Consider the following 18,481-nt stretch of genomic DNA (forward strand, 5'->3'; position numbering starts at 1 on the left):
CCCCCCCCCCCCCCCCCCCCCCCCCCCCCCCCCCCCCCCCCCCCCCCCCCCCCCCCCCGCCCCCCCCCCCCCCCCCCCCCCCCCCCCACGACGGGGTGTAGACGTGGCCGCCGACGAGGAGTTCCGTTGTCACGGTCGTCCAGTGTGCCAAGCGACCGGGCGGAGCGTGACGTCAGATGGCGGGCGGGAGCTCGCGATACCCGGGGCGAGGTCCGTCCGAGCGGTGCGGTGTGACGACACTGCCTTCGACGACCGGACCCGCGCCGCCGGCGGTGAACGCCGTCGCGAACACACTGCCGTCGACGAATCTCGCGATCCGCTTCGCGCCGACGTACGCGGCCGCGGGGCGCGCCAACGCGCGGCCGGGGCGGGTCAGCAGGGCCATCCCCAGCACGGTGCTCACCACGCCCGGCACTGCGAGCAGGACCACGGATGACGCGAGCAGAGCCGTATCGAGCAGGACGGGCCCGGGGGCCTCACCGCCTTCGAGCGCGGCGTTGAGGCGGCGCAGCACGTCGCCGGCGGTGCGGCGGAGCATGAGGACGGCGATGGCCAGCGCGGCGAGCATCGCCAGCACCGCCCATCCGAACCCGAGCCACCACACGAGCCCGGCGAACGCGGCCACCTCGATCAAGAAATAGGTCGCAACAGCCAGGAGCTTCATGTCCGATACAACGCGTGGGGCCGTACGGGGAGTTCCCAGACCGAATTGTTAGGTTAGGTTCGCCTGCCGTCTAGATGCGAGGAGCATCCGAAGTGCGTGAACCCCATCATCGTGGCCGTCTCCGACTCGCTGCCGTAGGCGCTGCGGCGACGCTCGCCCTCGCAGGTTGTGCGGGGCAGGGCGCGGATACGGCGCGTTCGGGTGCCGGGGTGACCATCACGCACGCGTTCGGCACGACGAAGGTCGGCTCGTCGCCGAAGCGGGTGGTCGCTTGGGGCTTCGGCAGCGCGGACGCATTGCTCGCGCTCGGAATCGTCCCGGTCGCCATCCCCCGACAGGAGTACGGCGGCGACTCGGCGGGCGTGCTGCCGTGGATCAAGGACGCGCTGGCCGCGAAGCACGCCGCGGTACCGGTGGTCCTTCCCAACAACGGCACCGACGTGCCCATCGAGCAGATCGCGTCGACCCGGCCCGACGTGATCCTCGCACCGTACTCGGGCCTGACGAAGGAACAGTACGACGCGCTCAGCCGCATCGCGCCCACCGTTGCATTCCCGGACAAGGCGTGGTCCACGCCTTGGCGCGATGTGGTCTCCATCGTGGCGAAGGCCGTCGGCCGGGAGTCCGCTGGCGAGCGGCTCGTCGCCGACGCCGATGCGCTGGTCGAGCGGAAGGCGGCCCAGCATCCCGAGCTGAAAGGCAAGACCGTGGCGGCGGGCGCCGACGACGGTAAGCAGTTCGCGGTCTACCGGCCCAACGACCCGCGCGTGGAATACCTGCGCGACTTCGGCCTCGTCGACGCGCCCAGCGTGAACGAGCTCGCCAACGGCAACGAGACCTTCTACTACACGGTCGGATTCGAGAGTATGGCCCGGTTGACGTCCGACGTGCTGGTGTCGTACGCACCGGAGAGGGCCACGCAGGACACGTTCCTCGGCCGTCCCGCCGTCGCTGCGATCCCACAGGTCTCGGGACGCCACGTCGCGACCATCACCGGCCGTGACCTGGTCACCGCGGTCTCTCCCCCGACGATCCTCTCCGTCGGGTGGGGTGTCGACCGCGTAGTCGACGCCCTGTCGAAGGCCGCGAAGGGCTGATCTCCGGCCGGATACCCGGACCGCTGTGCCGCGGCTGATTCCGATCGGACGTTGTAGCGCTCAGCCCGATTCTTAACCTGTGCCGTGGGCGCCGGCGCGCCTAGCGTCGTGCGCATCATGGCAACACATGCGATCGATCTGAAGGCGCCGGACGTCGCTCCCCCGAATGCGGATCCGCCGCGGCTCGTGGCACGCAGGCATCCTGGCCGATGGGTGGCGGCCGCCGTCCTGGCGGTCCTGGCCGCGATGGCGGCACACTCGTTCGTGACGAACCCGCGTTTCGAATGGGGCACCGTCGGGTCGTACCTCACAGCCGATACCGTCCTGCGCGGCCTGGGACTCACCCTCGGGCTCACCGCGGCGACGTTCGTTGCCGGCTGGCTCCTGGGCATCGGTCTCGCCGCGATGCGGCTGTCGTCGAACCCGGTGCTCAGCGCGGTGTCGTTCGGCTACGTGTGGCTGGTCCGATCCATCCCTCCCCTGGTGTTGCTGCTCTTCTGGTTCAACCTGGCCGCCATCTACCCGACGCTGTCGCTGGGTGTCCCGTTCGGCCCCGAGTTCGTGCGGTTCGATACGGCGCACCTGTTCGGCGGGATCCTGGCCGCTTTCGTCGCGCTCACGCTCGACGTTGCGGCCTTCGCCGCCGAGATCGTGCGCGGCGGTCTCCTCTCGGTCCCCGCCGCGCAGCTCGACTCCGCACGTTCGCTGGGCCTGTCACCGCGACGCATCTTCCGGCGCATCGTTCTCCCGCAGGCCATGCCCGCGATCGTGCCGGGCGCCGGCAATCTCCTCATCGGGACGCTCAAGTCGACGTCTCTGGTGAGCGTCATCGCCGTCACCGACCTCCTGTACTCGGTGCAGATGATCTACGCCCAGAACTTCCAGGTGATGCCCCTGCTCTTCGTGGCCACGCTCTGGTACATCGTCGCGACGACGGTGCTCGCAGTCGTCCAGTTCTTCGTGGAGCGCCGGTACGCGCGTGGGCGGGCCGGCTCGGGGCGAGCATCGTGGTCCGGCACTGCGGTCCTGGGTTCGGCGCTGCGATGGCGGCCGCGGCTCGCGGGCGGTGACCGATGAGCGCCATCGAGATCCGCGGGTTGCGGAAGTCGTTCGGGGGCCGGGTCGTGTTGGACGGTGTCGACCTCGACGTCCAGCAGGGCGAGGTCGTGGTGATCCTGGGACCATCAGGGTCCGGTAAGTCGACGCTCCTGCGATGCATCAACCACCTCGAGCGGCCCGACGCCGGCTACGTGCGCGTGGACGGCGACGTGATCGGCTATCGCGAGAGCGGTGCGGTGCTGCGTGAGCTCCCACCCGCAGCGGTCGCGCGGCAGCGGGCGCGCATCGGAATGGTGTTCCAACAGTTCAATCTGTTCCCGCACCTCACCGTCGAGGAGAACCTGCTCGAGGGACCGCTCGCCGCGGGCGCGGCGCGCACCGAGGTGACGGCCCGCGGCCGAGAGCTGCTGGCTCGCGTCGGGCTCGCCGGGCGCGAGGACGCTTATCCGTCGCAGCTCTCCGGTGGCCAGCAGCAGCGCGTCGCGATCGCGCGCACGCTGGTCATGAAGCCGGCCGCCGTGCTGCTCGACGAGCCCACGTCCGCACTGGACCCGGAGCTGGTCGGCGAGGTCCTCGACGTGGTCCGCGATCTCGCGTCCGGCGGGCAGACGCTCGTCGTCGTGACCCACGAGGTCGGTTTCGCGCGCGACGTCGCGGACACCGTCGTGTTCATGGAGGACGGCCGGATCGTCGAATCCGGTTCGCCCTCAGCAGTGTTCGGAGATCCCCGCGAGGAGCGCACCCGCGCGTTCCTGTCGGCCGTGCGCTGAATCCCCCTTCCCTTCCCGAGGAGAATCGTGTCTCTGCATCGTCGCCTGGCCGCCGCCGGAATCGCAGCCCTCTGCGCGACAGCGCTCGTCGCATGCGGAAACGGCTCCGACACAGGCGTCCCCGCCTCATCGTCGGCTGCCGTACCCACCGCCGATGTCGTCTCGTCTGTCGCGACCGACCCCGCGCTCCACTCCCGTGTCCCGGGCGGCGCGACCAGCCTGACGCTGGGCACTTCGCCTACGCCTGGAGTGAACAACCTGCCGCACGGAGGTGAGGTACCCGCTGGCCACGAGGTCGGCCTCGACGTAGACCTTCGCAACGCCGTCGCGAAGGTGCTCGGGGTGAACTGGAATCAGCAGCACGGAACGTTCTCCACCATCATCCCGGGCGTGCAGAGCGGCCGATACCAGGTGGGGCAGTCCAACTTCGGCGTCACAGCGGCCCGGCTCCAGGTGGTCGACTTCGCCACCTATCTGGCTGACGGACAGTCGTTCCTGGGGGCGCCCGGGACGAACCTCGGCACCGTCAGGAAGCTGACGGACCTGTGCGGCAAGAAGATCGCCACCGCCCCCGGTTCGACGTTCCAGGACCTGCTCGAGAAGGGCAAGAACGATTGCGCCAAAGAGGGTAAGCCCTCGTACACGGTGCAGTACTACAACGACAACGGCGCCATCACTCTGGCTCTGCAGACCAAGAAGGCCGACGTCCAGTTCGGCCCGACGCTGTCGCTCCAGTACACCGAAGGTAAGATTCCCGGCACCAAGTACCTCGGCCAGATCAGCTCCACCACTGTAGGTTTCGTGACCAAGAAGGGCTCGCCGCTCGCACGACTGTTGGTCGACGCCGTGAACAAGCTGATCGAGACGGGCGACTACGCGAAGATCTTCGCCAAGTGGGGTGTCGCGGAGACCGGGATCAAGAAGTCGGAGCTGAGCCCGGCGCCGTCGTTCTGATGGCGGTCGAGTCGCTCGCCGTCCTCACGCCGGGGAACTACCCCGACGACGATCCCGTGGCCGGTCTCGAATCCACGCTGCAGGTCTTCGAGCTCGCCGAGCGCCTCGGGTACCGCGGCGCCTGGGTGCGGCAGCGGCACCTCGAGCACGGGGTGTCCTCCGCCGCGGTGTTCCTCGCGGCGGCGTCTCAGCGCACCTCCCGCATCGAACTGGGTACCGCTGTGATACCCATCGGCTACGAGACGCCGTTTCGGCTGGCCGAGGATCTCGCCATGGCGGACGCTCTATCGGACGGCCGGGTCCAGGCCGGGTTCAGCACGGGGATGCCGCACTCCGACCTACTGGGCGACGTCGTGTACGACGGTGACTGGCGCTCTTATGATCTCGGATACGGCCGCGTACAACGCGTCGTCGGCCACCTGTCGGGCGAGTATCTCGGTGGGCCGGACGCGCTGATCTCCTCGCCCGGTAACCTTCAGCGTCCTCGTCTGCAGCCGCACCGGCCGGGACTGCGGGACCGTCTCTGGTACGGCGGTACCAGCGTGCCGTCGTCGCGATGGTCGGGTGGCGCCGGGCTGCATCTGCTCACCGGCAACATCGTGTCGGCGGCTGGATTCGACGCAGAGCTGTTCTCCCGTAGTGGGTTCGGCGGGGTCCAGCGGGCACTGATCGACGTCTATCGCGGTGCGGCCGAGAACGGCGGGTATCCGCCGCGCCGCGTCGCGGTGGGGCGTGTGGTCGTCCCGACGGACTCCGCGGACCGGGCCACGCGCGCCCGTTACCGCGAGTACGAGGCGGCGCGCCACGGTCGGACGCTCCGCGAACACGGTGACCGCCGGACGATCTTCGCTCCCGACCTCGTGGGGCCCGTCGCCGACATCGCGGAGCAGATCGCCGCCGACCCCGCCTTCGAGGGGGTCACCGAGCTCCGCCTCGAGCTCCCCTACGAGTTCCCGCTCGGCGACTACGAGCAGGTCCTCACAGACGCGGTGGGACTACCCGCCGCGCTCCGTGCCGCGGCGTAGGGTGCCGTGCGCGGATTCAGTCCGTTGCGAAGCGCTCGCCGAGGGCGGCGCCGGTTGCGGCGGCGAGCTCATGGTTGCGGGCACGAAGGTCGGCGGCCCTGTCGCGTAGATGGGCCATCGCGGGACTGCGGTCGGCCAGCGTCAGCTCGGTCTCGATGACCGTGACGTCGCCGCCGAAGATCTCGTCACCGAACATCCGCACCAGATACGGCACGGAGTGGTCCCAGCCCTCCTGCGGGGCGCCGGGCGACGCGCCGCCCCCGCGCGCCACTACGAGCACGATCGGGCGGCCGGCCAGCGGATACGTTCTTGGTGCGAAACGCGGGTCGGTCCAGAGCATGTCTATCCAGCATTTGACGTGCCCGGATACGCCCCAGTTGTACAGGGGCGCGCACACCAGGAGCGCGTCTGCCGCGAGCACTTCATCGCCCAGCTCCGTGGCCAGTGCGACCGCGGCTTGTTGCGCGGGCGTCGGAGTCTCGGCGCGGCGGCCCATCAGGGCGTCGGTCCACATCGCCGGCGAGACAGGGCTCTGTGTGAGGTCACGGCGTACGACACCAGCGCCGGGAAGTCTTGCTAGCCAGGCCTTCTCGACTTCGTCGGCGATCTCGCGTGTGACCGAGGCCGCCCCCTGGATGCTGCTGTCGACTCGGCAGAGACTGTGTACGGTCTTCATCTCATTGGACACCCACAAATACTCTGTCATACAGATGATCGTGTCAACAGATGATTTATGCGAGGGGTGATACCTTGTGCCGATGCGAGCACCGAAGAGTGTCGAACAGGATCTCGGCTGGGCTCTGTTCACGGTCGTCCGCCGGTATCGGAGACTCACCGACGGTCTATTGAACGATCTGCCGGGCGGTCCGCGCGGCTATCAGGTGCTGCTGGCCGCCCAGGCGGGCGGCCCGCGGAGTCAGCTGGCGCTGGCGCAATACCTCGGCCTCGATCGGACGGTGATGACGTACCTGCTCGACGAGTTGGAGCGTGCCGGGCTGGTGCGCCGCGCGCCCGATCCGGCCGACCGCCGGGTCCGCCGAGTAGAGCTGAGCGACCAGGGCGCCGCGACGCTGGCCGACGCGCGCGGCCGCCTGCGCGGCATCGAAGACGAACTGCTGGAGCCCCTCCCGGTGCCCGACCGGCACACGCTTCGCGGCCTGCTCCACCGTCTCGCCACGGGCGATCTCGGTGATGCGGGTCAGCTGTAGACAGCTACCCGACCGCGGTCGCCGCTGGATCTGGGCTCGATCAGGCCCGCGCGCCCTTCAGCACGAGATCCACCAGGCGCCCGGGCAGATCCGGCTCGATCGGTTGCCGGCTCACGAGGGCGCGGAAATGGAGGGGCGCTGCGAGCGTCTCGACCATCAGGGTCGGATCGGTATCGACGGAGAGCTCGCCTCTGCGGGTCGCTGCGTCGATCACGTCGGCGAGCGCATCGCGGCGGGAGCGCCAGAATGCCTGGAGCGCATCGTCGTACTCGGGTGAGGCCTGCGCCCCGGCGCGCAGCAGCGCCCTCCCCTGCGCCGACGAGACGAAGCCTGCGACCGCCGTCAGCAGGGCGATGAGGTCGCCGCGCAGCGATCCGGTGTCGGGCGGCGGGATCTCGGTGCGCGAATGGTCGATCAGCGCGTCGAGGAGCAGTGCCTCTCTGGTCCGCCAGCGGCGGTAGATCGAGGTCTCGTGTACACCAGCACGCCGGGCGATCCTCTGAACGGTCGCCTCATCGGCCCCGCTCTCCGCGACGACGCCGAGGGTCGCGTCGAGGACCGCCCGCCGTAGGGCCTCGCCCCGGCGCCCCAGTCGCGCGTCTTCAGCCATGAGCAGCAGAGTATCGCAACCAGCCTTGCGATATGTCGCGGCGAGGGCTACCGTCCATAACGCAAGTCTGCCTGCGATAGGAGTCCCTGGTGATGCCCCCGAAGCCTGTTCTCGACTGGCGCCCCGACGCCGCGGTGGGCTACCACCACTTCCACCCGGATCGCAGCCTGAACTTCCAGTGCAACCGCTGGGTGCAATGGATCGGTCCCGAGGCGATCGACGATGTGGCTGCGGTGGCACGATCGGCCACCGAGTACTCGCAATGGATCGACGGCTTCCTTGCTGCGGCTGGGCAGGCGCGGTCCGAGGGAAGGCGTCTCGCCGGTGCGTATTACGATCGCGCCGCCGAATTCTTCATGCTGCCGACGGATCCGCGACGACGCCCGACCCGCGAGCGGTTCGTAGGCGACATGCGCGAACTGTTCGAAGTGCAGCCGGAAGGTGTTCCGTACTCCGGCGGAACTCTGCCCGCCTACGATCTGACTCCCGCCGGCCCGGTGATCGACACCGTGCTGGTGTTCGGCGGGTTCGACAGCTATATCGAGGAGTTCCTCCCGCTCGCCACAGCCATCTCCGACGCCGGCTACCGGGTGATCGCGTTCGACGGGCCCGGGCAGGGCGGTGCCCTCGAGGACCACGGGATCGCGATGACGCCCGCATGGGAGCGCCCCGTGGGCGCGGTCCTCGACCACTTCGGGATCGATCACGGCGTCACCGCTATCGGTGTCTCGCTCGGCGGCGGCCTCGTCATCCGGGCCGCCGCCTTCGATCCCCGCGTTCGGCGGGTCGTCGCGTTCGACGTCGCGGACGACGAGCTCGACCTCGTCGCACGACAGATCGCTCCGGGCGCAGGCCCGGTCCTCCGGACGCTGCTGGCAGTGCGGGCACACCGGTTGATCGATCTCGCCGCGCGGCGCGCGGCCGCCCGAAGACCGGTCTCGCAGTGGGGGTTGTGGCAGGGTATGCACATCACCGGGACGCGGACTCCGCACGAGTTCCTGCGTGCCGCCGCCGCCACTCACACGCGCGACGTATCGGGTCGGGTGAGCGCGGATGTGCTGCTGCTCGCAGGTGCGAACGACCACTACATACCCCTCGGCCAGCTCGAGCGCCAGGCGGCGAACCTCACCGCTGCGCGGTCCGTTACCACGCGTGTGTTCACCGCCGCGGATCAGGCGGGCAACCACTGCCAGATCGGCAACGTGGGTCTGGCAGTACGTGTCGCGCTCGGATGGCTGGACACCGTTCGCGCCGCGGCCCGGTAATCGGGGTACCAGTCTCCGCGACGGCCGGACGGCACGCCTTATCCCGTCGCCCTGCCGGCACCGGCCGCATCTACGGGCGGGAGCCCCAGGTGGTCACGGAGGGTGGTACCCGCGTACTCGGAGCGGAACGCGCCGCGCTCCTGGAGGATCGGCACGACGTCGGCGGCGAAGTCGTCGAGGCCCGTCGGCGTGAGGTGCGGTACCAGGATGAATCCGTCGCAGGCGTCTGCCTGGACGTATCGATCGATCTCGTCCGCCACGCTCTCAGGGGTGCCCACGAACTGCTGCCGCGACGTCATCTCGATGACTAGTTCGCGTATCGACAGCCCATCGGCCTCGGCGCGGTCGCGATAGCGTGCGGCGATCTCTCTGGGGTCGCCCTGGCGTGTGCGGCCGAGAGTGACCGCGTCGAACGTCGGATCCTCCCGGGGTAGCGGCCCGTCCGGGTCGTAGCCGGAAAGATCGCTCCCCCATACCTGCTCCAGGAAGTTGATCGCGGTCTGCGGACCGACCTGGAGCCGTCGGATGTGACGAGCTTTCTCGTCGGCCTCGGCGGCACTGTCGCCCAAGACGAACGTCGCCGCCGGGAACACCTTGAGGTGCTCGGGATTCCGTCCGCGGGCGGCCGCTCGGCGCCCCACGTCCGCATAGAACTCGCGCCCGGCGTCGAGGGTGCCGTGCCGGGTGAATATCGCGTCGGCGTGTGCGGCCGCGAACTCCCGCCCGTCCGCCGAGTCTCCCGCCTGCAGCAGCACGGGACGGCCTTGCGGTCCGGGTGGGAGCACAGGATAGCCGTCGACGGCGAAGTAGTCGCCTCGATGCACCACACGGTGCGGCCCATGATCGTCCCACGCATCCCAGAACTCCCGGGCGACGGTCACGAACTCTCCGGCCCGGCGATAGCGGTCGGCGTGCGCGAGGAACCCGCCGCGACGGAAGTTCTCCCCGGTGAACGCGTCCGAAGACGTGACCATGTTCCAGGCGGCGCGACCGTCGGACAGGTGGTCGAGGGTCGCGAACTGCCGCGCCACCTCGAAGGGTTCGTTGAAGGTCGTGTTGATGGTGCCCGCGAGTCCGAGCCTGTCGGTCACCGCTGCGAGCGCGGCCAGCACGCCGAATGTATCGGGCCGCCCGACGACGTCGAGGTCGTGGATCCGCCCGAGGTGCTCGCGCAGCCGGAGCCCCTCCGCCAGGAAGAAGAAGTCGAACTTCGCGTCCTCGGCGACCTGCGCCAAGTGCTCGAACGAGGTGAAATCGATCTGGCTGCCGGCCTCGGGCACCTTCCAGACGGTGGTGTTGTTCACTCCCGGGAAGTGCGCGCCGAGGTGGATCGGTTTGCGGTGGCGCCCCTCGCGAACCGGGATGTCGCTCACAGGATCCCCCATTCCTTCGCCAGCAACTCGTGGCTGCGCAGGCGCGCAGCGTGGTCATGGGTCACGGAGGTGACGACGAGTTCGTCTGCGCCGGTCGCGTGGCCGAGGGCGCGCAGCCGCTCGGCGACCGTGCTGGCCGCGCCGACGAACTGTGTGTCGGTGCGGTCCGCGACCGCGGCGCGCTGCTCATCGGTGAGATCATTGCTATCGGTGGGGAACTCGATGGCCCCGTCACCGAAACGTATTGAGTGCACCCACTTCGGATACCCGGCGGCCAGTGTCGCGGCCTCCTGATCGGTGCCGGCCACCACGACGTCGGCAGACACCACCACGTGCGGCTGGTCCAGCGCCCCGGGGGTGAACGCCTCTCGGTACGCGGCCACGGCGTCGAGGGTCGTCGCCGGGCTCACGTGGTAGTTGGCGACGAACGGCAGCCCACGCGCACCCGCGACCGCTGCGCTCTCCCCCGCGCTCGAGCCGAAGATCCAGAGCGGTCCGTCCACCGCCTCCGCGACACGCGAACGCAGCGCGGTTCCGCTCACAGCGAACCGGCCCGAGATGAGATCCTCCAACTCGCCCACCTGCCGGGAGAACGATGGTGTCTCGGCCCCGCCGGGGATCAAGGCGTCGAGCCCTGCCAGCACCCTGGGCCGCGCGAGCAGCCGGCTCGGATCGAACGGTGCCGGCACGAGCACCCCGTCGACCTCCCGAGGCGGCGGGGTCGCGCGCTGCGCGTCGTCCGCAGTCGCCTCGCGAGCCTGCGCCTTGCGCTGCGCCGACCGCCCCAGCCCGAGGTCGACGCGGTCGGGGTACAGCGCGGCGAGCGTGCCGAACGACTCGGCCACCGCGGCGGTCGTGGTGTACCCGAGCTGGACGGCAGCCGAGCCGACGCGGATCGACGACGTCGCTGCGAGCACCTGCCCGATCAGTACCGCGGGCGACACGCTCGCTACGGCCACGAAGTGGTGCTCGGCCACCCAGTACCGACGGTAGCCCCACGCCTCGGCGTGGCGCGCGAGGTCGACCGCGTTGCGCAGCGCCTGGGGTGCGGAGCCACCCGCCGGCACGGGAGCGAGATCGAGGACTGAGAGGGGCGTGGGCTTCGTGGTCATGGCTCGTTTCGGGAGGTCGACGGGGACGGGGATGCGAAGCGGTGTACCGGCGTGCGCAGACCGAGCCGTGCACGCAGCGTGCCGGATTCGGGAGGCGGCAGCGGCGCGAGTGCCTCGGCGAGTCGCGGCAGGTCGACGGCGTTGACCGCCGGCCGGATCCGTGCGCCGTCGATACCCACCGCCTGCCATTCCTCGAGCAGGGCACGGAGCCCGGCGCCGGTACCGGCATAGACCAGGGTGTCGTCGGCGGACGGTTCGCGCCGGTCCAGCTTGGCGAGGCGCCGCACGGCGGTGCGCTCGCTGTCGGCGAGGAACACGGTGACGTCCGCTAGCACCGGTGTGCCCGCTCCGATTCCCGCGTCATCGAGGCGATCTCGGGTGGCGGCGGCGTCATGATCGGACGTGACGGGCGCGAACACGAGGTCCGCCGACCGTGCGGCGAGCCGGGCCTCGTCGTCGTCCGTCACGCGGAGGGCGACGACCGGCTGCCCCTGGGGTGGCCGCGGAGTGATGGACGGCCCCTTCACCGAGAAGAACTCGCCCTCGAAGTCGATGTAGTGCAACCTCTCCCGGTCTACGTACCGGCCGGAGGCCGCGTCTCGGATCACGGCGTCGTCGTCCCAGCTGTCCCAGAGGTCGCGGAGCACGTGCACGTAGTCGGCGGCTTCGCGCAGCAGCGTCTCACGGTCCCGCTGTGGTGCACGTCCGAACAGCGCGCGGGCCGCGGCGGACTCGGTGACCTGTGGTCGCACGCCGCCGCGCCCACCACTGATGTGGTCCAGCGACGCGACCGCCTTGGAGGTGTGGAACGGCTCGGTGTGGGTGACGGTCACGGACGGCACGAGGCCGATGCGGTGCGTCGCCGGAGCAACCCGGGCGGCCAGCAGGGCTGCGTCGAGCCGCCCCGACAGCCGGTCACGGGCGGTCAGTGTGAACGAGTCCTCGAACGTCGCCAGGTCTGCGCCGGCGTCCTCTGCTGCGCGCGTCAGAGCAGTCCAGTGGCGGCCCGATGTGGCCTCGGCCGCCTCGCCACCCGTCTCGGCGAACGCGGCCGGGTGCCAGCCGAAAGGCTCGAGCGCCACGCCGATGATCGGTCGTCTGCCTGTGGTCACGAATCCCACGCTAGAGCGCGCTCCGTCCGATGAACCGGGTTGCGCTCACCGTGGCTGCAACCAGGGGCGACGGGAATTTCAGCCGGGGCCCGGGGCGCTGTCCTCTCCCAGCCTGGGCGGCGCGCAGCGATACGTCGCGGGTGTGGCGCTCAGACGGATCGGGTTGGCCGCCTGCAGGATCGGGGCGTCGCGGCGCGGATCCTCGATGGTGGCCGTGGCGTCCAGGCCCAGCCGCTCGGCCAGCGCGAAGGCGTCGGCGATGTCGTTGAGCGGTCCGCAGGGCACCCGCTTCGCCGTGAGCGCCTCGAACCAGTCGTCGGCTGCGCGGGCCGCAAGTGCCCGCTCGAGGAGGGCCGCCAGTTCGTCCCGGTGCGCCACCCGCGCGGCATTCGTGGCGTACCGCTCGTCCGTCGCCAGATCGGGCAGGCCGAGTACGTGGACCAGGGCCGCGAACTGGCGGTCGTTCCCGACTGCGAGGACGAGCGGACGGTCCGCAGTCGGGAAGACCTCGTATGGAGTGATGCTCGGGTGCCGGTTGCCCATCGCCCGTGGCACGATGCCTGCGGCCAGGTAGCCGGAGGTCTGGTTGACCAGTGCCGACAGCAGCGACGAGAGCAGGGCGACTTCGACCCGCTGCCCCTCGCCGGTCCGGTCCCGGTGCCGCAGCGCGGCCAGGATCCCGACGGTGGCATGCAGCCCGGTCACGACGTCCACCACGGCGACGCCCACCTTGGTCGGCGTCCGCGGATCCGGACCCGTGACGCTCATGAGCCCGCCGACCGCTTGGATGAGTAGGTCGTAGCCGGCGAGATCGCTCTGCCCGCCGAAGCCCGTGACCGAGCAGTAGACGATGTCCTCGTTGAGCTCGCGCACCTGCTCGTACCCGAGCCCTAGGCGATCCATGGTGCCCGGCAGGAAGTTCTCCACGACGACGTCGGCGCGTGTCACGAGGTCACGCGCGGCGTCGAGCCCGGCGTCGGTCGTGAGGTCGAGGGCGACCGACTTCTTGTTGCGGTTCACCGACAGGAAGTACGTGGCCTCGCGGTCGGTGCCTTCGCCTACCCACGGCGGGCCCCAGGAGCGGGTGTCGTCACCCGTGTCGGGCCGCTCGATCTTCACGACCTCCGCGCCCAGGTCCGCGAGCAGCATCGTGGCGTACGGGCCCGCGAGGACTCGCCCGAAGTCGGCTACGAGCAGTCCGTCGAGGGCGCCGGGCGTCCGTGGTGTAGCCGGCCCGTCGGCTCCGCTCACCGGAACGCGTCGGCGCCTGTGAGCGCCCGTCCGATGGTCAACTGGTGCACCTCCGACGTGCCCTCGTAGGTGAGCACCGACTCCAGGTTGTTGGCATGCCGGATGACCGGGTACTCGAGGGTTATCCCGTTGGCGCCCAGAATCGTCCGGCACTCGCGCGCGACGGCGATCGCTTCGCGCACATTGTTGAGCTTGCCCGTGCTCACCTGCGCGGAGGTGATCTCGCCGCGGTCCTTGAGCCGCCCGAGGTGGTATGCGAGGAGGTGGCCCTTGCCGATCTCGACCGCCATGTCGGCGATCTTCGCCTGCGTCAGTTGGTATGCGGCGAGCGGCTTCTCGAACACCTCGCGCGTCTGCGTGTACGCGATAGCGGTCTCGAGGCAGTCGCGCGCGGCCCCCACAGCCCCGAAGACGATGCCGAACCGCGCCTCGCCGAGACTGGTCAGTGGACCGCGCAGCCCCTGTGCGCCCGGCAGCATCGCGCTGGAGGGGAGCCGCACACCGTCGAGCACCAGCTCCGACGTGACGGACGCGCGTAGCGACATCTTCCGGCGGATCTCCGGGGCGCTGAATCCCGGTGTGTCCGTGGGTACGACGAAGCCGCGGATGCCACCTTCCGTCTGCGCCCAGACGACCGCGACGTCGGCTACCGAGCCGTTGGTGATCCACATCTTGGTCCCGTTGAGGATCCAGTCGTCGCCGTCGCGCTGGGCATGCGTGCGCATACCGGACGGATTGGAGCCGAAATCGGGCTCGGTGAGACCGAAGCAGCCGATCGCGTCGCCGGCGGCCATGCGCGGCAGCCACTGGTACTTCTGCTCCTCGCTTCCCCAGTGGTGGATCGAGAACATGGCGAGCGAGCCCTGTACCGAGACCAGGCTGCGGATGCCGGAGTCGACGGCCTCCAACTCGAGGCAGGCCAGCCCGTACGCGGTGGCGCTCATGCCCGCGCAGCCGTAACCCTCGAGGTGCATGCCCAGGACGCCGAGTCCGCCGAGTTCCTTCGCGATCTCGCGCACGGGCAACTGCGCATCCTCGAACCAGTCGGCCACGTTCGGCCGCAGGCGCTCATCGGCGAACCGAGCGACGGTGTCACGGATCTCGAGCTCTTCGGGCTCGAGTAGCGAGTCCAACGCCAGTAGCTGATCGACTGCGTGAGAGCGGGCCATTGCTGCCTCCGGATCGTTTCGCGGGAAGTGCGTCATCCAAATTAGTCCACGGCGGTATCGGCTTGCGAGGTATCGGTTGCGCCGCGACAGCTTGCCGTGGGCCGCAGCCGGACCGCCGGTCGTCGGCACGTGCATGCTTCGGTTCCACGATGTGCGCACGTTCCCGACCCGCACCGGGGCGAGGCCGATCCGAGGCTGATCAACGGTCCTCGATGTCCCCCTCGGTCTCGAGGTAGACGCGCTGAAGCTCAGAGAGGGTCTGAGGGTCGGGTTCGGCCCAGAGCTCCCGCTGATGTGCCTCGAGAAGCCGTTCCGCGATCCCGTGTAGCGCCCAGGGATTCGACTCCTGCATGAACTTGCGGTTCTCGTCGTCGAGGACGTAGCTCTGGGTGAGCTGATCGTACATCCAATCGGCCATCACTCCGGCCGTGGCGTCGAAGCCGAACAGGTAGTCCACGGTCGCCGCCATCTCGAAGGCCCCCTTGTAGCCGTGCCGTCGCATCGCCGCCATCCACCGCGGGTTGACGACACGGGCGCGGAAGACCCGGTTGGTCTCCTCGTTGAGGGTGCGGGTGCGCACCGTGTCCGGCCTCGTCGAATCACCTACGTACGCCTGCGGATCCGCGCCCGTGAGGTGGCGGACCGTAGCGACCATCCCGCCGTGGAACTGGAAGTAGTCGTCCGAGTCGGCGATGTCGTGCTCGCGGGTATCGATATTCTTCGCGGCCACTGCTATCCGGCGGTAGGCGGCGCGCATGTCATCGGCGGCGGGTGTCCCGTCGAGGCCCCGCCCGTACGCGAACCCGCCCCATGCGGTGTAGACCTCGGCGAGATCGGCGTCTGAGCGCCAGTTCTTCGAGTCGATGAGCTGCAGCAGGCCCGCGCCGTACGTGCCGGGCTGCGACCCGAACACACGCGTCGTCGCTCGGCGTCGGTCACCGTGCTCGGCAAGCGCGGCTCGGGTGTGCGCTGCGACGTAGTTCTCCTCGTCCGGCTCGTCCAGGTCGGCGACGAGATTCACGGCGTCGTCGAGCATGGTGACGACATGCGGGAACGCGTCCCGGAAGAAACCCGAGATGCGCACCGTGACATCGATGCGCGGCCGGCCCAGTTCCTCGATCCCGATCACCTCCAGACCGCTCACGCGCCGGGACTGTTCGTCCCACACGGGTGTGACGCCCAGCAGCGCAAGGACTTCGGCAATATCGTCCCCCGCGGTTCGCATCGCGGAGGTGCCCCACACGGAGAGGCCGACCGACGTCGGGTATTCGCCGTGTTCGCCCCGGTACCGGGCCACCAGCGACTCGGCAAGCTCCTGGCCCGTCGCCCAGGCGAGCCGGGACGGCACGGCCTTGGGATCCACCGAGTAGAAGTTCCGGCCCGTGGGAAGCACATTGACGAGGCCCCGCAGCGGGGAGCCTGACGGCCCCCCGGGCACGAAGCCACCGCCGAGTGCGTGCAGCACATGGTCCAGTTCGGCACCGGTTGCGCGCAGGCGTGGCACCATCTCGGTCGCCGCGAAGTCGAGGATTGCACGTACCTGCTGCACATCGGCGTCATCGGGCACGGGGAGTTGTGCGACGGCGTCGGGGGCCCATCCCACCGCGGCCGCCGCGCGCACGAGCTCTCGCGCGCGGGCCTCGAATGCATCTGTCGCGGACTTGGTCTCGGACCCGTCCTCCACCATGCCGAGGGCCTCGCGCAGCCCGGGGACGTGCGTTCCGCCCGCCCACATCTGCCGCGCGCGGAGCATCGCCAGCACCAGGTCCGACTCGGCGTCACCGGTCGGAGCCGCGCCGAGCACGTGGAGTCCGTCCCGGATCTGCACGTCCTTGATCTCGCACAGCCAGCCATCGACATGCAGGATCATGTCGTCGAACGTGTCCTCGTCCGGTTGTCCCTCGAGGCCCAGGTCGTGGTCCAGTTTTGCGGCCTGCAACAGCGTCCAGATCTGCTGGCGGATCATCGGCAGCTTCGCCGGGTCGAGGCTCGCGACGCTCGAGTACTCGTCGAGTAGCTGCTCCAGCCGCGCGATGTCCCCGTAGCTCTCGGCTCGTGCCATCGGCGGCACGAGGTGGTCGACGAGCACGGCATGCGCGCGGCGCTTGGCCTGCGTGCCCTCACCCGGATCGTTGACCAGGAACGGATAGACGAGCGGCAGGTCGCCCAGGGCTGCGTCCGTGCCGCATTCCGCGGACATGCCGAGAGTCTTCCCGGGCAGCCATTCCAGGTTGCCGTGCTTGCCGAGGTGCACCACGGCGTCGGCGCCGAACCCGCCCTCGTCCTGCCGCGCGGCGAGCCAGCGATACGACGCGAGATAGTGGTGGCTCGGCGGTAGGTCCGGATCGTGGTAGATGGCGACGGGGTTCTCGCCGAAGCCGCGAGGCGGCTGCACCATCACCACCAGATTGCCGAAGCGCATGGCGGCTACGGCGATATCGCCCTCGCCTGTGGTGAACAGCGATCCCGGCGCCGGACCCCAATGCTCGGTGACCGCGTCGCGCAGCGCGGCTGGAAGTGTGGCGAACCACGCCGCGTACTGCTCGCCACCGACGGTGATCTCGGCCGCCTCGAGGCGTTCGTCCGTCAGCCAGTCCGGGTCCTGCCCGCCCCGTTCGACGACGGCGTGGATGAAGGCGTCCGAGTCCCCCTGCATCAGTCCGGGTATCGCGTCCAGGTCGCCGAGGTCGTACCCGGCGCCGTGCAGGCGCTGCAACAGCGCGAGCGCCGACGCCGGGGTGTCCAGGCCGACGGCGTTGCCGATGCGCGCATGCTTGGTCGGGTACGCAGACAGCAGCAGCGCGATCCGCTTGTCCGCGTGCGGGATCGACCGCAGCCGGGCGTGCCGGATCGCGAGCCCGGCGACCCGCGCCGCGCGCTCGGTGTCCGGGACGTAGGCCGGCAGGCCGTCGTCGCCGATCTCCTTGAAGGAGAACGGGACCGTGATGATGCGACCGTCGAACTCCGGGATCGCCACCTGCGTCGCGACGTCCAGGGGCGACACGCCGTCGTCGGAGGACTCCCACTGGTCGCGCGACGTGGTCAGCGCGAGCGCCTGCAGGATCGGCACGTCGAGTTCTGCGAGCCGCCCCGGGTCCCAGGCCTCGTCGTCGCCGCCTGCACTCGCGGCGGCGGGCGTCGTGCCTCCGGCAGCGAGCACTGTCACGACCAGCGTGTCGAGCGTGCGTAGCTTTTCGAACAGCGCATCGTCGGCGGTCCGCAGCGAAGCGCAGAAGATCGGTACGGCCGTCGCGCCGCGCTTCTCGACCGCGTCTGCGAGGGCGTCGATGTACGCGGTGTTCCCGGCCAGGTGCTGTGCGCGGTAGTACAGGATGCCGATCCGTGGACCGGCGGCTCGGTCACCGCTCCCGGCACGGGGCACGAGGCCCCACTGCGGCGCCGTCGCGGGCGGCTCGAATCCGTGGCCCGTGAGTAGGACCGTGTCGGAGAGGAAGTGGAAGAGCTGCAGGAGGTTCTCGGGACCGCCCTCGGCGAGGTAGGCGTGGGCCTGCGTGGCGACGCCCGCGGCCACGGTCGACGCCTCCATCAGGTCCGCGTCCGGGGCCTGCTCCCCCGAAACGACGACCACCGGCCTGCCGCTTGCCGCGAGGGCGTCCAGGCCGGTCTCCCAGTAGCGCCTACCGCCCAGAATCCGGACGACGACGACATCGGCGCCGTCGAGAAGTCCCGGCAGGTCGAGGTCGACGCTGATACGCGCCGGGTTGGCCCAGCGGTAATCGGCACCGCTTGCCTTGGCCGAGAGGAGATCGGTGTCCGAGGTCGAGAGCAGGAGGATCACCGGGCCGACCCTA

At 69.9% G+C, this 18,481-nt stretch carries 16 protein-coding genes; 7 read left to right on the forward strand and 9 right to left on the reverse strand.

Annotated elements, in window-relative coordinates; translation table 11 throughout:
- Positions 1–172 precede the first annotated feature (172 nt).
- Entirely contained in the window at positions 173–664 is a 492-nt protein-coding gene (locus P0W64_RS08255) for an FxsA family protein (RefSeq protein ID WP_275479606.1), read from the reverse strand.
- 92 nt (positions 665–756) lie between these two features.
- Between P0W64_RS08255 and P0W64_RS08260 the strand changes: the two genes are divergently transcribed.
- From P0W64_RS08260 to P0W64_RS08280, 5 genes are all read left to right on the forward strand, one after another.
- A complete protein-coding gene (locus P0W64_RS08260; protein WP_275479607.1) occupies positions 757–1,761 on the forward strand; it encodes an iron-siderophore ABC transporter substrate-binding protein in 1,005 nt (334 codons plus the stop codon).
- Positions 1,762–1,878: 117 nt separating this feature from the next.
- Positions 1,879–2,838 carry an amino acid ABC transporter permease gene (locus P0W64_RS08265; RefSeq protein WP_275479608.1) on the forward strand — a complete coding sequence of 320 codons (960 nt, stop codon included), beginning with the start codon at positions 1,879–1,881 and terminating at the stop codon, positions 2,836–2,838.
- Positions 2,835–3,590, forward strand: a complete 756-nt coding sequence (locus P0W64_RS08270) for an amino acid ABC transporter ATP-binding protein (protein ID WP_275479609.1) — start codon at positions 2,835–2,837, stop codon at positions 3,588–3,590. Before P0W64_RS08265 ends, P0W64_RS08270 begins: the two co-directional genes overlap by 4 nt.
- A 27-nt stretch (positions 3,591–3,617) precedes the next feature.
- Positions 3,618–4,544, forward strand: a complete 927-nt coding sequence (locus P0W64_RS08275) for a transporter substrate-binding domain-containing protein (RefSeq protein ID WP_275479610.1) — start codon at positions 3,618–3,620, stop codon at positions 4,542–4,544.
- A complete protein-coding gene (locus P0W64_RS08280; RefSeq protein ID WP_275479611.1) occupies positions 4,544–5,569 on the forward strand; it encodes an LLM class flavin-dependent oxidoreductase in 1,026 nt (341 codons plus the stop codon). Before P0W64_RS08275 ends, P0W64_RS08280 begins: the two co-directional genes overlap by 1 nt.
- 16 nt (positions 5,570–5,585) lie before the next feature.
- Here P0W64_RS08280 and P0W64_RS08285 read toward each other — a convergent pair whose 3' ends face one another.
- Positions 5,586–6,275, reverse strand: a complete 690-nt coding sequence (locus P0W64_RS08285) for an NAD(P)H-dependent oxidoreductase (RefSeq protein WP_275479612.1) — start codon at positions 6,273–6,275, stop codon at positions 5,586–5,588.
- Positions 6,276–6,327: 52 nt separating this feature from the next.
- Here P0W64_RS08285 and P0W64_RS08290 point away from each other — a divergent pair, with 52 nt between their 5' ends.
- On the forward strand, positions 6,328–6,777 hold the full coding sequence (locus P0W64_RS08290; RefSeq protein ID WP_275479613.1) for a MarR family transcriptional regulator: 450 nt from the start codon (positions 6,328–6,330) through the stop codon (positions 6,775–6,777).
- Between the two features lie 40 nt (positions 6,778–6,817).
- Here the strand turns inward: P0W64_RS08290 and P0W64_RS08295 are convergent, their stop codons facing one another.
- A complete protein-coding gene (locus P0W64_RS08295; protein WP_275479614.1) occupies positions 6,818–7,387 on the reverse strand; it encodes a TetR/AcrR family transcriptional regulator in 570 nt (189 codons plus the stop codon).
- 92 nt (positions 7,388–7,479) lie between these two features.
- On the opposite strand from P0W64_RS08295, the gene P0W64_RS08300 reads away from it, so the two are divergent.
- A complete protein-coding gene (locus P0W64_RS08300; protein ID WP_275479746.1) occupies positions 7,480–8,652 on the forward strand; it encodes an alpha/beta fold hydrolase in 1,173 nt (390 codons plus the stop codon).
- Between the two features lie 38 nt (positions 8,653–8,690).
- On the opposite strand, the gene P0W64_RS08305 is transcribed toward P0W64_RS08300, so the two are convergent.
- The 6 genes from P0W64_RS08305 to cobN form a co-directional block, all read right to left on the reverse strand.
- Complete coding sequence (locus P0W64_RS08305; protein ID WP_275479615.1) at positions 8,691–10,037, reverse strand: NtaA/DmoA family FMN-dependent monooxygenase; 1,347 nt, start codon at positions 10,035–10,037, stop codon at positions 8,691–8,693.
- The gene (locus P0W64_RS08310) at positions 10,022–11,137 is read right to left on the reverse strand and encodes an LLM class flavin-dependent oxidoreductase (protein WP_275479616.1); all 1,116 of its coding nucleotides are present in this window, start codon (positions 11,135–11,137) and stop codon (positions 10,022–10,024) included. The genes P0W64_RS08305 and P0W64_RS08310 overlap by 16 nt, the downstream gene beginning before the upstream one ends.
- Positions 11,134–12,249: an LLM class flavin-dependent oxidoreductase gene (locus tag P0W64_RS08315; protein ID WP_275479617.1), complete on the reverse strand. Its 1,116-nt coding sequence runs from the start codon at positions 12,247–12,249 to the stop codon at positions 11,134–11,136. Before P0W64_RS08315 ends, P0W64_RS08310 begins: the two co-directional genes overlap by 4 nt.
- Positions 12,250–12,327: 78 nt before the next feature.
- The gene (locus tag P0W64_RS08320) at positions 12,328–13,500 is read right to left on the reverse strand and encodes a CoA transferase (RefSeq protein WP_275479618.1); all 1,173 of its coding nucleotides are present in this window, start codon (positions 13,498–13,500) and stop codon (positions 12,328–12,330) included.
- Positions 13,497–14,669 (reverse strand): acyl-CoA dehydrogenase family protein, encoded by a 1,173-nt coding sequence (locus P0W64_RS08325; protein ID WP_275479619.1) that lies wholly within the window; start codon positions 14,667–14,669, stop codon positions 13,497–13,499. Before P0W64_RS08325 ends, P0W64_RS08320 begins: the two co-directional genes overlap by 4 nt.
- 199 nt (positions 14,670–14,868) lie before the next feature.
- Positions 14,869–18,468 carry a cobaltochelatase subunit CobN gene (gene cobN, locus P0W64_RS08330; protein WP_275479620.1) on the reverse strand — a complete coding sequence of 1,200 codons (3,600 nt, stop codon included), beginning with the start codon at positions 18,466–18,468 and terminating at the stop codon, positions 14,869–14,871.
- Positions 18,469–18,481: the final 13 nt, after the last annotated feature.

The sequence above is a fragment of the Tsukamurella sp. 8F genome (genome assembly GCF_029167375.1).
Taxonomy (GTDB): domain Bacteria; phylum Actinomycetota; class Actinomycetes; order Mycobacteriales; family Mycobacteriaceae; genus Tsukamurella.

Excerpts from the sequence above, each read along its gene's own strand:
- P0W64_RS08255 (WP_275479606.1), bottom strand. The coding sequence starts at position 664 with ATGAAGCTCCTGGCTGTTGCGACCTATTTCTTGATCGAGGTGGCCGCG.
- P0W64_RS08265 (WP_275479608.1), top strand. The coding sequence starts at position 1,879 with ATGGCAACACATGCGATCGATCTGAAGGCGCCGGACGTCGCTCCCCCG.
- P0W64_RS08270 (WP_275479609.1), top strand. The coding sequence starts at position 2,835 with ATGAGCGCCATCGAGATCCGCGGGTTGCGGAAGTCGTTCGGGGGCCGG.
- P0W64_RS08280 (WP_275479611.1), top strand. The coding sequence starts at position 4,544 with ATGGCGGTCGAGTCGCTCGCCGTCCTCACGCCGGGGAACTACCCCGAC.
- P0W64_RS08285 (WP_275479612.1), bottom strand. The coding sequence starts at position 6,275 with ATGACAGAGTATTTGTGGGTGTCCAATGAGATGAAGACCGTACACAGT.
- P0W64_RS08290 (WP_275479613.1), top strand. The coding sequence starts at position 6,328 with ATGCGAGCACCGAAGAGTGTCGAACAGGATCTCGGCTGGGCTCTGTTC.
- P0W64_RS08295 (WP_275479614.1), bottom strand. The coding sequence starts at position 7,387 with ATGGCTGAAGACGCGCGACTGGGGCGCCGGGGCGAGGCCCTACGGCGG.
- P0W64_RS08300 (WP_275479746.1), top strand. The coding sequence starts at position 7,480 with ATGCCCCCGAAGCCTGTTCTCGACTGGCGCCCCGACGCCGCGGTGGGC.
- P0W64_RS08305 (WP_275479615.1), bottom strand. The coding sequence starts at position 10,037 with ATGGGGGATCCTGTGAGCGACATCCCGGTTCGCGAGGGGCGCCACCGC.
- P0W64_RS08310 (WP_275479616.1), bottom strand. The coding sequence starts at position 11,137 with ATGACCACGAAGCCCACGCCCCTCTCAGTCCTCGATCTCGCTCCCGTG.
- P0W64_RS08325 (WP_275479619.1), bottom strand. The coding sequence starts at position 14,669 with ATGGCCCGCTCTCACGCAGTCGATCAGCTACTGGCGTTGGACTCGCTA.